The organism is Streptomyces sp. NPDC002537, from assembly GCF_053594975.1.
In genome coordinates this window covers 1-14,885 of sequence record NZ_JBSFWT010000063.1, presented here as the reverse complement: position 1 = coordinate 14,885, position 14,885 = coordinate 1, and the positions used below count along the sequence as shown (strand labels likewise).

The window sequence follows — 14,885 nt, the reverse complement described above, 5'->3', positions numbered from 1 at the left end:
CTTCGTCATCCGGCGTGCGGGAAGTACGGAGGGCTCCAGCCCAGGTATGTAGCGCCCCACTTCGTTTCGATGTCCGTCGCGGGGACGATGCTGATGTGGCCTGGGGTTTCGATGTCGTTCGAGGCGATCTCTCCGTCGCCGACGTAGAGCGCGACGTGCCCGGCGCGACTGCCTGTGGTCCAGAACATGAGTGCTCCGACAGGCGGGTCGCGGTCGCTGTCGTGGCGCATCTCCTTGGGCACCACGTCCAGGTAGTGGTCCTGTGCGTAGGTGGTTCCGGAGGCGTTCCAGCCGTAGGTGGTGGCGACGAAGGCCAGGCACATGCGGTACCAGCGGTCGCTGCCGCTCGCTGCTTCCTGCTGTGCCCACCGGATGGCGTCCTCCGTCGACCGGCGGTTCTTGACATCGCCGGGCCATGAGGCGCGGCCGTCGTGGAAGGCCTGGCCGGGCTCGCCAGGGCTGTTCTGCTTGCTGTCCGTGCAGTTGGCGGGGGTTGCCTCGTGAGCGCCATGCTGTCCTGGTGAGGGGGCGGATGAAGCGTCGTCGCGGGTCCGGCCGCCGTCGCCCTTGGCGGGACGGTCGAGGTTGATGCCGGCTTCCTCGGCGATGCTGCGTGCTTCGGCCTCCTGGCCCGCGTAGGCGTCGGCGAACGCGCTGCGCTGGACGGCCTGCGCCGCGTCGTTGAGCGTCTTGTTCTCCCAGCCCTTGACACTGGTGAGACCGGGCGGGTCTCCGGTATCGCCGCCGAAGAAGAACATTTTGGCGGCGTGGGCGACGTCCATGATCTGTTCTTTGGTTCCCCAGCCGGATGAGGGCCGCTGCTGGAAGACGCCCAGACTGTCTCTGTCGCCGTGGTCCAGGTTCAGCAAGGATGATTCCGCAAGCCCGGTGATGAGGCCGATGAGGGTGGCGCGCCCGGACAGGCCGCCTTCCGCCGCGACGCGGTCGATGGTTTTGGCGTTGGACAGTTGCTGGGCGTGCTCGCTACCGGTCGCTCTGCCGCCAGTGGCATCGGGCTGTCCGACCGGGCCGCATCCGGATGCGGCCCGGGCCTTCGTCCCGGAGATCCCGGCGACGAGCCCCAGCGCGATCAGTCCGAACATGCCGAGGATGGCGGCGGGGATGGCGATTTTGATCACCAGTCCGCGCCCTGCCACTCCTGCGGCCATGCCTATGGCCTGGCGTCCGTCCATGGGTTCAGACCCCCAGAACCCGGGCGACGTGCCAGGTGTTGTCGCTGCTGCGTCTCATCTCGGTCTGCAGGACGTAGCTTTGCCGGTACTGCTTGTATCCGTCGATGGCAGCCTCGACCGTCACGGTCCGCCATGCCCTGAGTGGGGTGTCGACCGGCCTGTTCTGGTCAGCCTTCTTGACGGTGACCGAGGCAATCGTGGATATGCCGCCGTTGGAGATCAGCTCGTTCCATGCCCGGTCGGGGTACATCAGCAGATTCCGGGTCAGCGCCTCGGTCATCCACGGGGACGTCCGCCGGATCACCGTCTCGTGGGTCTTGTCCGCGGGCGGGTTCATCGTGAAGTAGGCGCGGGCGAACCCTTCGGCGGCCTTCTCCGGGCTGCTGAGATCGGCGTCGCCCGACGGATCGGCCGACTGCGGCGACACTTTCGTATCCGGGGTACCGCGAGGCTCGGCCGGTCCGGATTCGGCAGGCGTACTGGCAGCTGCGGCAGACTCCGGAGCCTGCCCATCCTCGTGGAAGAACCACCGCGCAGAGGCCCATCCGATGGCCAGGATCACGACGAGTACGAGCACGGCCCCGCCCGCGGTCATCGGCTCGCGGCGGCGCTCTTCCTCCAGCACCTGCTTGAGCCCGTCCCGCTCGCGCTGCCGGTACTGCTTGCGGGCGCGGCGCCGCTCGCCGCGCCGGTCCGTCTTCATTTCCTCGGGGTAGTCGTAGCCGGTCTTGAGCAACTCCCGCCAATCGAGCGGGGACTTCGGCTCGTCTCTGTCGTCGTCCTTGCTCACCTGCGGCCACCTACCTTACGGGCTCCGGACACTGCCATGCGACGGCGACGTCGCGCGGGCTCGGGACGTGACGGGGCCGGGCTGGTGGGCCCGCCCGGACGGACCGGGCTACTGCGGATGACTTCGCTGCGGATCACGCGCGGAGCGGTGGTCCCTGTGCGCGGCAGGCGCTGGAACCCGAAGGAAGGCTGGGTTCCTGCCTCGGGCCGCAGCACTGGAGATGGCCTGCCTGTCGCGGATATCTCGGCCGGGGCGGGGTGGGACGGTGAGGGTGCGCTCGGGCCTGCGGGCAGAGCCGGGCGCGGCCGAACTGAAGCGGGTTCGATGGCCCGGCGCTGCGACGCCGGGGAGACGGGCCTGGCGCCGTCCGCAACGCTGCGGCCTCGTACGGGCGCGCTCGACGGGGGCAGTTCCGGCCTGCTCATCACCGGTCCCACTTCGCGCCTGCTGCTGCCAGGGGGCAATGGAGCGCGTGCTCCTTGCACGGAGGGTGGAGGGGGCAGGGGCCGCCGGGGCATTCCTGCTCCGGCGATCCCACGGCCACCCCCTCTCCCACCGCCGCCAGGGAATGGAACGCGAGAGCCGGGGCCGAGGTCGTCGGCAGTGGGCCACCGCATCGCCGGCCTCGGTGGGAGACGACGGCCGACGCGGCGGGCTCCGCGCCACAGCATCCCGGCGCCCTTCATCGCGCTGCGCGCCGCGAGCAAGCCGCCGATCGCGGCTCCGGGGCCCATGGACCGTGAGACACCGACGATCGATTCCATGAGCTTGCGCATCCTGAAGGCGACGATGACGGAGCAGATGCTCAGGCCCGCCCCGGCGAAGTACCCGTACTCGCCGAGCGTGCCCGTCGTGACGCTCATCATGATCATCGCGGAGCCCAGCACCATGGTGCTGATGAAGCTCTGCAGGGCGAAGCCCAGCAGGAGGTCAAACCACTTGGTGCCCCATTGGCGTGGGCGCCCGGGAATCACCCACAGGCAGGCGAAGAACACCCCGCAGACCAGCAGCATCAGCGCACCGAGCAGGCTGGCCAGAGACGCGAAGGCCAGCATGATCGCCAGCACCGCGAACAGGGTCACACCGATCAGGGCCGCGAACGTCACCATCATCCGCCCCAGAGGGCGGTGGCCCTCCCGCCACTTGAGTGTGTCCTGGCCACCGTCGGGGTTGCCATTGACGTTATGGCTCAGCCATGTCTTGCGGTCCTTCGAGTCCGTGCCCTGGTCGAGCAGCTCCTTCCCGTACTCCTTGCACGCGCCCGTGCTGCCGAACTCCGCGATGCACCACGGCGTAGCAACGTAGGTGCGCCAGACCGCATCCGCAGATTTCCGCAGCATCGTGTCGCGTTCGTCCTTGGTGTACTGGACTTCGTGGCCGAGCTTGATCGGCTCCTGTATTCCGTCGCCGAGCCCGGCGTCAGCGGCCTTGAAAGCAATGGAGGTTCCGACAGTACGGGTGGAGTCGAGGGCGCTCACCCAGATGTTGGGGCTGGTCAGCAGAGAGACAGCCAGAACTCCGGAGGCGAAGACCCAGCCAAGCTGACCAATCGAGGATCCCGACTTGCGGTGATTGGCCCAGGCGACAAGCGCACCGACCATCAGCGCCGAGGGCAAGAGCGTTTCGGTGACCGTACCGGCCGAGGCGGAGATCGCCTTGGTCATGGCCTGCTCTACCTCAGGCAGGGAAGTCATCTTGAACGCCCACTGGACGCAGACCACTGCCGCGCGGCCGACCGTCACCGTCAGACTCATGAAGATATCGGCGAAGATCTCCACGAAGTCATCGGTGTCCCACATGCCGTATTCGGTATCGAGCTCGTAGAGGTCGTCGTTGTTGTAGGTCTCGAAGAAGGTGCCTGCCTCCTTTCCTCCGGGCCTTGGGATTTCGGGGGATGGCAAGAGGCTGCCCACGCCCGTCACTTCGAAGGTCTTGTGCTCCTTGCGCGGGCTGTCGGCCGCGTTGGCGACCGATCCGCACAGAACGAGGGTGGCGAGCACCCCCACCAATGGGACAGCCAAGTTCCGCAGTCGCGGCAGCCGCCATCTCAACAGCCTCATCGGGTTTTCCCCAGAGCCGCCCGGACCGGGTCGCCGTGCGCGATGTCCGAGTCGAAGACCGTCTCGCGCTGATCGACCTGCCAGGAGCTGCCGCTGCGGACGAGTCGTATGGCGTACCGGTAGGTGCGTGAGCGGTGCTTCTCCTCAGCGGTGAACATCACCATGACGCCGGTGCCAGCTGGGTGTTCGCTGTTGCCGGGCACGTCCACGGGCGGTTCCGCGGTGACCGGGCCCAGCGAGACCGGGTCGTTGGACGACTCCTTGTCCGTACCCTCCCGTGCGGACGGTCTGGCCGTATCCGCGGACTCCGACGGTGCGTCGGAATGGTGAGGGCTGTTGTTGGCCACGCATTCTTGGACCGTGCGGCCAAGGCGCTCCTGGGGAGTCTCCATCCGGCAGGAGCGAGTCCAGTCGTGGTCCATCAATGCCTGCTGGTATGCGACGGCAACCGCCATAACGGTTTTGGATGTGTCGGCTGGGGTCTCCACCCTGCTGTGCGTTTCTTCCTGGGAAGAGCATCCGGCGACGGCCAGCAGGACAGCCGCAGCAGCGGCCGTGGTCACAATACGCTTCATGCTGTCTCTCCCTCGGGTTGTTTGGTCAGGTCCACGCCGCGGTCGCCGTCGTCAGAGATGGGAGTGGTGCTCAGCAGTTGCATCAGTTCCAGGGACGGGATGTCCCATTGGACGGTCGCGCTGTTGAACCGGCGGTCGCGCATGATGCAGTGGCCGTGGCGGATTTCCTGGGTGCTGTCGACGCCGATGGCCTGGATCAGGGCGCGTGTGTGGGTGCCTGGTGAGAGGTCGAGGAGGGCGGCGAGTGTGTCCTGCTGTTCCGCGGAAGTCAGCTGGAATCCGAATACGGTCGTGAGCTGTTCGAGCAGGCCCGTCAGTCCGGCCAGCGACTCGGGGTCCTGGGTGTCGACGACCAGAGCCGTTCTCAGTGCGCGGCCCACCCGTGCCACGTACTGCAGGAAGGACGCGCCTTCGCGGGTCGCGGTCAGGACGTGTACTTCGGGGACGGCCAGGACTTTGGGCATGCCGCGTAGGTCTTTGCGGCCCGCCATGCTGATCCCGTAGGCCAGGAGTGAGTGGACCAGTGCCACGCTCAGGCGCTGGTGTACGGACCAGTCTTCGCGTTCGTCGTCGGGAGAGGGCAGCGTGATGCCGGGGACCTGGACGGCCCACAGCCCGGATTCGGGCGATAGCAGTGCGTCGCCTGCGGGTCTGCCCATGAAGGGGGCGCCCAGGGCGGTCCGGGAGAGCTCGAGCAGGGCGTCGCCGGTTTCGCGGGCGAGTTCGTCCTGTGACTGCCGCAGGTGCTCGATTACCTTCCAGGTCTGCGGGTCGCCTTGGGCGATGATCTCGTTGACGGCCAGCTGGATCGGGGTTTCCGCACCGCGCATCCGCAGGTGCTGTGGCAGGGCGATGCCCAGTTGGGCGGGTACTTCCGTCTGTGCGCGTTCTGCGGCTTCGCCGGTCAGCAGGGTGAACAGGTCGGCGGTCCCGGCGAACTGTGCGCCCGTTTCCACGAGATGGGCGTTCAGGCCGTAGTACTGGCCGGCGGAGACGAGGCCGCCCATGTCGCCCTTGAAGTCGAGGGCGAGGACGAATGCGCCGCGGAAGGCGGCGTCCAGCAGGGACAGCATCATCGCGGTCGTCTTGCCCCGACCGCTGCGGCCGATGAAGGCGGTGGTGGTCGCGTCTCCTCGGTCGGAGCCGCCGGTGAGGTCGTTGCGGACGATGCCGGGGGTGGTGCCGGTGAGGAGGCCGATGACCGGTCCTTCGTCATCTCCCACGGACGCGCCGCCCCAGAACCATGAACCGGCGAGCGCGCCGACGGTGCGGGTGTGCATCAGGTCGGGGATGCGTACCCGGTCGCCGGGCTGGGTCTCCAGCCAGGCCTCGCGCTGTTCCTCCTCCAGGACGCTGACTTCGATGCCCAGGCCGCCGTAGTGGGTGATCACCGCGTCGACCCTGGCCCGCAGGTCGTCCAGCGACACGTCACTGCTGACGACGATCCGAGGGTGGTCCTCGAGGAGGGTGACGTCCTCTCGCTTCATGTCGCGCGCGAGGGCCTCCATCGTCTCCTCGGTTTCCTGGATCTCCTGCCCCGTCTCGCCTGCGGAGTGCGCGGAGGCGCTCTGTCGCTGTTCCTTGGCCAGGCGGCGGGCCTCGTCGGTCTTCTTCAGCGCGTCCCGGCGGTGCAGGACCTTGAAACGCACGGACGGCTCGGGGTTGACGGGCAGGAAGGTCACGTCCGGGTCGACGTCCTCGCCTTCCCACTCCGGGACATAGGTGATCTCGGAGACTGTCCGCAGCCACTCCCCCGCACCGGGTGACTCCATCTCCTCGGGGAAGCCCGTCATCGCCAGCACGGCGGTCCAGGCCGCGGCCTCGCCCCGGCGATCGAGCAAGCGTATGTGGTCGGGGTAGGGCATGACGCGGCCACGCACCAGTTGCGCGATCTTGGCTCCGCTGATCACGCCGTCACTGTCGGGGGCGGGCAGTACGGTTCCCCGGTGCTGTTCGCGGGCGATCAGCCAGGCCAGCATCTCCACTGTGGCCGGCTGTGCCTTCCATGGTGTGGTTTCCAGCTGACGCCCCAGCCGTCGGGCCAGTGCGTCCAGGCGCGCGAGTTCCCTCGCGGGCACGGTGGACGAGGCGATGCCGAACGCCTTCTGCGCCCCGTTACGGCCGCGGGCCGTGGCCTGACTGGACCGCTCGGCGATCCGCGCGCCGAGCAGCAGGTGACGGGTCGACAGTCCCAGGTCCTCCAACCGCCGTACCCGGGCACCGGCCCACGCCGGGAAGTCGCCCGCGGTGAACAGCCGCCCGGCCTCGGTACGGTAGTCCTCCGCGTCCAGCGGCGACCACACCACTTTCAGGTGGCAGTCGTACCCGGCCAGCAGCCGGGCCAGCGCGCCGGCTACCTGGTCGTGCTCCGCATCGCGTGCGGCCTCGCTCATCAGGTCCGTGTTGGAACTGCCCAGGACGTACCACGCCTGGGCGTGTGTCTCCGTCACGATCAGACCGTCCGCGATGGCGACATACTGTGGCGGTGGTGCCGAGCGATCCCCCACCACCCCGGCCAGCCGCGCCATACCTTTCAGCAACCTCATGTCCGTCCTCCCCATGTACTGCTCGGTGCGGCCGCGTTCACTTCCTGGCGCGGCCGCGCTGGCGGGCGCGGTAGACGACGTCCGGCCCGTACAGGCGCGGGCGGATGTCGAGCGTCAGCGCCCGCCCCGCCACCGCCTTCGCCTCGCCGTCCCCCAGCAGGCCCTCCACACTGCCCATGCCAGGCAGTTCCGCCAGACGTCCTGCCTTCTCCCCCAGGCGGGCCCGCAGCGGCAGCCACTCGGCACGCCCGGCCGCCCGGCGGCCGCCATTGACGACCGGCCGGTGGCCGACCACCAGGTAACGGACCGTCAGGGCCCAGTGCGTGAGATTCCAACGGCGGTCGATCCGCTTACTGCGCTGCGCGCCGTAGTAGGCGATCAGGGCGGGCGGCACGAAGTAGAAGACGAAGAAGACCCTCGACGGCCACCCGAACACCAGCAAAAACGCCCCGGTCCACACCACGTAGAACACAAATCCGGTGATCAACAGACGGCGCGGCGGCCCCTCCCCCAGATCCACCCCGAGCAGTTCGTGCTGCCGGGTCTCCAGGTCAAAATGCCGGGTGTAGGTGTGCCCGGTCCTCATGCGCCGACGACCTTGGTCCAGACATCCACCAGTACGCTCTTGGTGACGTCCGACGCGTACACGAATCCGGCGACCACAACACCGGCCATCAGATGGCTGATCAGCCCGCCCCATTCGCGCTTCGCGTAGTGGCCTATGCCTCTGACGATCAAAATGATCAGGAAGACGTTGCCGGCGACAGTGATGATCCAGTCCTTCAGCTGCACCCCGCTGGTCAGCGCGGCCAGATTCTGCGTGCCCATCAGCAGTTCCCCTTGAGTGTGTTCAGGCGGTGCGGGCTCACGCCGCCCCGCCCTGGATCCGCGCGACCTGCCAGCGCGCGGCGGATGCCGAGGACACGCGGGTCAGCTCGATGCGGTACATCTGCGTGATCTCGGCGCCGGAGAGGTTCCACACCACGGCCGCTGTCCCCGTACGGGTGTCACCACTGCCCTTGTCGGCCGTCCAGTTCTGCAGGCTGCCGAGCGTCAGTCCTGAGGGCAGGGGCGCGACGGAGGCACCGGGTGCCGTGACGGAATCGACGGTGCCGTTCGCGTACGCGGTGAGAAACCCTTCCACGACGCTCCTGGTCACCTCGCCGAACTGCGCGTCGACATCCGGAACAGCCCTCTCCGGCACGGGCGGCGCGTTCCTGGGGACGCCGACGATGCCGGGCTGCCCGGTGACGACGATGCGCCCCTCGGTGGCGGCTACCGGTATCTCCAGGCCGACCCACCGCTGCTCGGGCGCCGGCGGCTTGTCCTTCTTGTCTTTGGGTTCCGGAGCCGGGGTACTCACCAGGACGTCCACGTGGACACGGGCCCGCGCCCGGTCCTGCTGTGGTGTCACGGCCCCCGGCTGGGCGACCAGTACGTCCTGGCGGCCCTTGGCGTTCCAGCCTGCGGCCGCGTCCGTTCCCCGGGGCAGGTCGCGTGCCAGCTCCTTCGCCCTCGCCTCCGGCGCGCCCTCGTCCCAGGTGAGGAACGCTCGCGCGTACCGGGCGGCGACGGCCTGGGCCTCTTGTACCGGGTACGCCGGGGCAGCCTTCCCCTCCGCGGTCGGGGGCGGCGGGCTCTCTCGGGGCCAGAACCACGTCCGCACGCCGGTGATCACAGCCAGTCCCACTACGCACCACAGCACCGCCCGGCCCAGCCGTGCCGCGAACTTCGCACCGTTGCGCTCGTCCTCGACCATCCATGAGGTCCGGCGCCCGCCCGGTAGCTGTCGGCGGCCGGTCCGTGCCGACGGCGATTCCTTCGGCTTGGCCTGCTGCTGCAGCTGCCGACCGGCGGTAACCCAGGCCTGTGCGCTTTCTGAAAGGTGCGTATCTCCTGCTGCTTCAGGGTCTGGGATACCGCCCGATGGGTGAGTACGTGGCACAGGAAGATTGAGAATCCGTCTGAGCACTTCTCTCATCGACGGCATCACGCAACGGCCTCCCACAGGCAAACACGCAACACTGGGCTGTCCACGGGCTCGACAGCCGAAATCCCGGAACACGCCCTGAAAACAGAGGACTTCCTCCAGAACGAATTCGGCGGCCCGGAGGTCCTGCGGCCCGCCGATGCCCCGGACCCCGAACCCCGCCGCGGCCACCACCTCGTCCACGTCACACGTGTCGGCGTGAACTTCGCGGACCTCCACGCACGGGACAACAGCTATCTCGCGAAAGTCCCCCTGCCCTACATCCCCGGCAACGAAGTCGTCGGGACCATCGGTCCGGGCGGCCGCCGCATCGCCGGACTGATCCGGGGCGGCGGCTACGCCGAGAAGGCGCTGGTCCACACACGCGTCAGCTGGGACATACCCGACGACATCACCGACGACCAGGCCGTCGCCCTGGCCCTGCAGGGCAACTCGGCCTGGCACCTGCTGCACACCTCGCTGCGGATCACCAGCGGCGAGACCGTCGTCATCCCCGCCGCCGCGGGCGGGCTCGGCTCCCTCGCCGTCCAACTCGCCGCCCACGCCGGGGCGAAGGTCATCGCGCTCGCCAGCACGGCGGAAAAACGCGAACTCGCCGTGAAACTGGGCGCGCACGCGGCCGTCGACTCCACTGCCGAGGATCTGACCGAACGCATCGTGGAAGCGGCGGGTGGACCGGTGCACGCCGCGATGGAGATGACCGGCGGTCCCACCTTCGACCGCACCCTCGCCGCCGTCGCACCCCGCGGCCGGCTCGCGGTCTTCGGATACGCCGGCGGCGACATCGCCACCGTGACCACCAGGACCCTGATGGAGCGCTCTCTCACCGTCTCCGGCTTCTGGCTCCCCCACCTCTACACCGACCGCACCGCCCTTGCCGACTCGGTACAGGCCCTGTTCACCGCAGTCCGCTCCGGCACCCTCACCCCGCTGCCGGGCACCACCTACCCGCTGGAGGAAGCCGCCCGCGCCCACCGCGACCTGGCCTCCCGCACCCAAACCGGGAAAATCTCCCTCACCACCGCTCGACCTCAGTAGTATCAGCAGCACCCTCCATAACAGCTGTGAACGGTCCACGCGTTTACGGCTGTTACGGACGGGAAGGTCGTCATGCCCTCACAAAGGGCCACGGCCCCGCCACCAGGGGAGGAAACCACCATGGTCACCAACGTCACCGGAAACAGCTCAGGCCACGCCGAACGCGTCTTCCTCGTCCAGCGGACGTTCTCCGAGCTCGGCGGACCGGACCACAGCCCTGCCGAGATAGCCGATGCCACCGGCCTCGACGACTCCGTCGTCAGCCGCATCCTGCAGTCCGGCATCTACCAGGGCGTCTTCGACCGGGTACGCCGCGGCCGGTACCGCCTGCGCGTCCAAGCCGCCGAACTCGCCTTCACCGCACTCGACCACCGTCTCGACACCGACCTGGTCCACCAGACCCTGCAAGAACTGCGGGCGCCCACCGGCGGCATGGCCTTCCTCTACATGGTCGCCCCCTTCTCCGGCACCGCACGCCAGTGCGTCGACATGGCCGTCGGAGACAGCGACCTCGTCGAACTCGGCATGACCCCGCGCGACGTACTGTCAGTAACGCGTTCTCTCCGGACCGGCGCGTCGGGCCGTACGATCCTGGCCTACCTGCCCGAACAACTCCAGCAGCGCGTCCTCGCCGAACCCGTACCCGACGAAGCCGGACCCGGCGTCTACACCGACAACAACGCCCTGACCGCCTCACTGGCCGACATCCGCGACCTCGGCTACGCACTGGGACAGCAGGAGTGCATGACCGGCTGGAACTCCGTCGCAGCCCCCGTCATATGGGACGGCATCATCATGGGCGCCGTCCTCCTCCTCAAGCCCGCGGCCGTCATGCCGACCGCACCCGATACGGTCATCAACGCAACGAAGACCGCGGCGGAACTGATCAGCCGCCACGGCGTCGCCGACCAGCCGGACCTCGACTGATCCCACTCCTGCCGCCTGGCGGATGCTCGCCGGCATCGGCCCCACGGCACTCGCCGCACTACGCGCGGCCCGCGCCACCGCCCGCGAGAACGCCTGGATGCAGGCCGCCGAGACCTGCGGCGGCATCCCGGCATCACGCGTATGCGGTCACGAACTGCCCGGCCTGGTCCTGGACATCGACGCCACCCTCATCACCTGCCATTCCGAAAAGGAACACGCCGCCCCCACCTACAAACACGGCTTCGGCTACCACCCCCTGCTGTGCTTCCTGGACAACACCGGCGAAGCCCTGGTCGGCCTGCCCCGGCCGGGAAACGCCGCCGCCAACACCGCCGACGACCACATCACCGTCCTCGACGCCGCACTCGCACAGATCCCCGACGCCCACCGCCACGGCACCGACATCCTCATCCGCGCCGACAGCGCCGGATCCGCCAAAGCATTCCTGACCCACATCCGCACCCTGCACTCACGCGGGATCCACAGCTTCTTCTCCGTCGGACACTGCGTGACCGAACCGGTCCGGCGCGCGATCCGCCACCTGCCCGAACAGACGTGGCACCCCGCCCTCGAACAAGACGGCACCCTCCGCGAAGGCGCCCAAGTCGCAGAGCTGACCGGCATACTCCCCCTGCCTGGCTACCCCAAGGGCACCCGCATCATCGTCCGGCGCGAACACCCCCACCCCGGCGCCCAGCTGTCCCTGTTCGACCTCGACGAGGGCATGCGCCACCAGGTCTTCCTCACCGACACCCCCTACGGCCACGGCTCCTTGCAGCTGCTCGAGGCCCGCCACCGGGCCCACGCCTGCATCGAGGACCGCATCCGCTGCGGCAAATCCACCGGGCTCGCCCGCTTCCCATCACGCTACTACGCGGTCAACCAGGCATGGCTCGAGCTGTCCCTGGCCGCCATCGGCCTGCTCGCCTGAACCCGGACCCTCCTGGGCTTGATTCGGTTTGACGGACATCCGAGATCAGGGGCTCTGTCCCCGGAAGGATGTCCACCTTGGAGAGCATGGCCAAGAAGAAGCCGCGTCCTCGCCGCTCGTTCACGCCGGAGTTCAAAGCCGAGATCGTCGAGCTGTGCCGGCGTGGTGACCGCTCGGTCGGTCAGGTTGCCAAGGACTTCGACCTGACCGAGACCGCGGTACGGTTCTGGGTCAGCCAGGCCGGGACCGACGCGGGCGAGCGGGATGGACTGACCAGTAGCGAACGGGCCGAACTGGCCACGGCAGAGCCGAAGAAGCTCTGCTACCGGCTCCTTCACGTCGATGCCCGCCTCACCCGCGGCGCCCGGCGCCCGCACCTGCGGATTACCGCCACCTGGCCATGGCGCCACGACCTGGCAACCGCCTTCGTCCGACTCCAGACCCTGCCCCGGCCAGCCACCTGAACGACACGAACGCCCCTGCCCACCCACGAACCAAGGACCCCTGGAGACCCCGGCCCGCGTGTCGGGCTCTTGGCATGACCTGCGACCGCACACAGCCAGGAAGACAACGCCATCACCATCAACCCGGTTCAGTCGAACCCAGCTGAAAGGCCGAGGCTGGAGAAGGCCGTTGACAGTGACGGCCAGGCAGGCCACTCGCCATACCCGCAGCTCCTGGTCCTCGGGCAGGCGGGCTGATTTCAGCTCGGCGGTCCGCGCGACGATCGTGCCCGCGTGTGGGTGGTAGCCAGTGTCCTTCGACGCATCCGCAGGGTGGCAGCATGCCTGGGGAATCAGGCATCGCAGGCAGCGGAGCGGTTCGCCCAGATATGTGTCCAGCCTGAGGGAGGGCAGGATGACCCGTGTTTCGACCCGGTTCCGGCAGCCCGAGTGCACCGCGTTCCGGCAAGGGGACAGCTGCCGTGCCTTGAGCTTTGGGAACAAGGGTAGATCGCCATGCGTCAGTGTGGCGCGCGGCTCAGCGGTGCTCCTCGGGAACGGTCAGCTGCGCCACTTTAGTGGTCGTCAGGTCGGCGGCAAAGATGTTGCGTTCCAACGGCAGCAAGTGGTGCGCCTTGCAGAGCTGCGTCGGCAGGACCGCGTACTTCTCCCCCCACGATCCGTTTCCGGGACGAGTCAAACCATGCCTGGGTTTCTTGACAGGCACCATGGGCCAGGTGTGCCCCTGGCCCATGCCCTGCATATTCAAGACAAGACTGTCACGTAGTGACGGCGCAGCGAGCCCTCTCTCCAAGGATGAGCTGAGAAGGGCTGCTTCTTGTGCGTTGCGGAGCAACGCGTCAGCGAACCGTCACGTAGTGACGGCGCGACGACTCTCCGGAGGCGAGCGCGCGCATGGGGCCTGTTATTAGAAATGACGGCGCGGCAATCCCCTTCAACGCATCATGCGCATGGGGCCATGTGATCCCGGTGCCATTCCGGGCCATATGGGGGCCCGGCGCAGCGTGGGTGCTGTGCCGGGCCCCGGGCGTGCAGGGGGACCGATCACGTGCCGGGGGATCGATCAGCAGTAGAGGTTGCCGCCCGTGCCGGTGCCGAGGATCTGGGTGAAGCGCTGGTAGCTGCTGACGCGGCTCTGTACCTGGGCGGGTCCCGCGCCGTTGCATTCCAGGCCGCCATTGATGATGCGGATCGTCTCCCCGAATCCGCGGCCGTTCACGATGGCCTCGTGCGGGGTCTGGATGTTGGCGGCGCCCTTGGAGGTATGCCAGAACCACAGGGCGGCCTTCCAGGCGACGGCCGGGTCCTTCTCGACGAGCCAGGGGTTGTTCAGCAGGTCGATGCCGAGGGCGTCACCGGCGGCCTTGTAGTTGTAGTTCCACGACAGTTGCATGGGGCCGCGCCCGTAGTAGGCGGACTGGCCGGCCGGGCAGCCGTAGGGCCTGTTCCACTCGCAGTAGTGCGGGTAGTTGGCGGTGTTCTGCTCGACGACGTAGACGAGGTTGCCGGTCTCGTGGGCGACATTGGCAAGGAACGCCGCCGCCTCCTGCTTCCTGGTCTCGTCGCTTCCGGTGCCCGCGAACTGCGGGAACGCCTTCGTCGCCTCGATGAGGCCCTGGTAGGTGTAGAAGCCGTTGCGGTTCGGGAACATCTGGTTGAACTGGGCTTCGCTGACCGGGAATCCGCTGCTCTGCGTACTGGCGGAGAGCGACCACTTCTGGTTGGAGTTGCCCGTGCACGTCCACAGCTGTGTGGTGGCGCCGTCGGAGGGGTTGTTGTCCTTCACATCGAGGCACTTGTTCGCGTTCAGGTTGACCACGTCATGGGTGGCCGAGTTGTAGGTCCAGCGCTGGGCGCCGGTGCCATTGCAGTCCCACAGCTGCACGCGTGTACCGTCCGCCGTGCCGCTCTCGTTCGCGTCCAGGCACTTGCCGAGGGCCTTGATGGTGCCGTCATCGTTGACGGTCCAGTTCTGGTTGCCGCCGCCGTTGCAGCCCCATATCTGCACGGGGGTGCCATTGCTGGTATTCCCGCCCGGCACATCGAGGCACTTACCCGCCAGGCCACTGAAAGACCCACTGCTGCTCGCGGCGTGCGCGACAGGTGCGGGCCCAGTGAGGACGACCCCGGCCAGGGAGAGGGCAGCCATGGGTGCGGCGGCGATATGTCTTATCTTCATGATGTGTGTGACTTCCGTGTGTGCGGGTGGTCGGACATCTATGTGGGGCGGGGTGCTTTCGTGGAGCACCCCGCCCCGGCATGGTGGCTAGGAGGTGAGTGAGCTCTTTCAGCGTGACCACTGATCGGGTGACGGGATCGGTCTCCGCAACGCACGAGGCTCCCGTGCCGTTGAGGGAGGTGTTCGAAGTCT

Annotated in this window: 13 protein-coding genes and 1 pseudogene; 4 read left to right on the top strand and 10 right to left on the bottom strand. The window is 68.0% G+C overall.

Translation table 11 applies throughout. The annotated features are described in order from the left end of the window. Nucleotides 1-5 precede the first annotated feature (5 nt). The 8 genes from ACWD4A_RS25110 to ACWD4A_RS25075 are packed head-to-tail and all read right to left on the bottom strand — an operon-like array spanning nt 6 to nt 8,923. The gene (locus ACWD4A_RS25110; RefSeq protein WP_451197359.1) at nt 6-1,193 is read right to left on the bottom strand and encodes a peptidase M23; all 1,188 of its coding nucleotides are present in this window, start codon (nt 1,191-1,193) and stop codon (nt 6-8) included. A gap of 4 nt (nt 1,194-1,197) precedes the next feature. Beyond that, nucleotides 1,198-1,983 (bottom strand): hypothetical protein, encoded by a 786-nt coding sequence (locus ACWD4A_RS25105; protein WP_451197357.1) that lies wholly within the window; start codon nt 1,981-1,983, stop codon nt 1,198-1,200. Then, nucleotides 1,980-3,983, bottom strand: a complete 2,004-nt coding sequence (locus tag ACWD4A_RS25100) for a hypothetical protein (protein WP_451197356.1) — start codon at nt 3,981-3,983, stop codon at nt 1,980-1,982. The genes ACWD4A_RS25105 and ACWD4A_RS25100 overlap by 4 nt, the downstream gene beginning before the upstream one ends. A 56-nt stretch (nt 3,984-4,039) precedes the next feature. Beyond that, nucleotides 4,040-4,618, bottom strand: a complete 579-nt coding sequence (locus ACWD4A_RS25095) for a hypothetical protein (protein WP_451197354.1) — start codon at nt 4,616-4,618, stop codon at nt 4,040-4,042. Continuing rightward, nucleotides 4,615-7,164, bottom strand: coding sequence for an ATP-binding protein (locus ACWD4A_RS25090; RefSeq protein WP_451197353.1), 2,550 nt, complete (start codon nt 7,162-7,164; stop codon nt 4,615-4,617). The genes ACWD4A_RS25095 and ACWD4A_RS25090 overlap by 4 nt, the downstream gene beginning before the upstream one ends. A 37-nt stretch (nt 7,165-7,201) precedes the next feature. Continuing rightward, nucleotides 7,202-7,750, bottom strand: a complete 549-nt coding sequence (locus ACWD4A_RS25085; RefSeq protein WP_451197352.1) for a hypothetical protein — start codon at nt 7,748-7,750, stop codon at nt 7,202-7,204. Beyond that, on the bottom strand, nt 7,747-7,992 hold the full coding sequence (locus ACWD4A_RS25080) for a hypothetical protein (protein ID WP_451197350.1): 246 nt from the start codon (nt 7,990-7,992) through the stop codon (nt 7,747-7,749). The genes ACWD4A_RS25085 and ACWD4A_RS25080 overlap by 4 nt, the downstream gene beginning before the upstream one ends. 37 nt (nt 7,993-8,029) lie before the next feature. Next, a complete protein-coding gene (locus tag ACWD4A_RS25075; RefSeq protein WP_451197349.1) occupies nt 8,030-8,923 on the bottom strand; it encodes a conjugal transfer protein in 894 nt (297 codons plus the stop codon). A 309-nt stretch (nt 8,924-9,232) separates the two neighbouring features. Here ACWD4A_RS25075 and ACWD4A_RS25070 point away from each other — a divergent pair, with 309 nt between their 5' ends. From ACWD4A_RS25070 to ACWD4A_RS25055, 4 genes and pseudogenes are all read left to right on the top strand, one after another. Continuing rightward, on the top strand, nt 9,233-10,192 hold the full coding sequence (locus ACWD4A_RS25070) for a quinone oxidoreductase family protein (RefSeq protein WP_451197390.1): 960 nt from the start codon (nt 9,233-9,235) through the stop codon (nt 10,190-10,192). Between the two features lie 120 nt (nt 10,193-10,312). Continuing rightward, nucleotides 10,313-11,119, top strand: a complete 807-nt coding sequence (locus ACWD4A_RS25065) for an IclR family transcriptional regulator domain-containing protein (protein ID WP_451197347.1) — start codon at nt 10,313-10,315, stop codon at nt 11,117-11,119. Between the two features lie 7 nt (nt 11,120-11,126). Further along, nucleotides 11,127-12,047, top strand: a pseudogene (locus ACWD4A_RS25060) (transposase); the annotation flags it as partial. 71 nt (nt 12,048-12,118) lie between these two features. Next, nucleotides 12,119-12,514: a transposase gene (locus tag ACWD4A_RS25055; RefSeq protein ID WP_451197346.1), complete on the top strand. Its 396-nt coding sequence runs from the start codon at nt 12,119-12,121 to the stop codon at nt 12,512-12,514. A gap of 517 nt (nt 12,515-13,031) precedes the next feature. On the opposite strand, the gene ACWD4A_RS25050 is transcribed toward ACWD4A_RS25055, so the two are convergent. Together ACWD4A_RS25050 and ACWD4A_RS25045 are read right to left on the bottom strand one after the other, a co-directional pair. Beyond that, nucleotides 13,032-13,262: a hypothetical protein gene (locus tag ACWD4A_RS25050; protein ID WP_451197344.1), complete on the bottom strand. Its 231-nt coding sequence runs from the start codon at nt 13,260-13,262 to the stop codon at nt 13,032-13,034. 315 nt (nt 13,263-13,577) lie between these two features. Beyond that, nucleotides 13,578-14,693, bottom strand: a complete 1,116-nt coding sequence (locus ACWD4A_RS25045; protein ID WP_451197342.1) for a glycoside hydrolase family 19 protein — start codon at nt 14,691-14,693, stop codon at nt 13,578-13,580. Between the last annotated feature and the right edge of the window lie 192 nt (nt 14,694-14,885).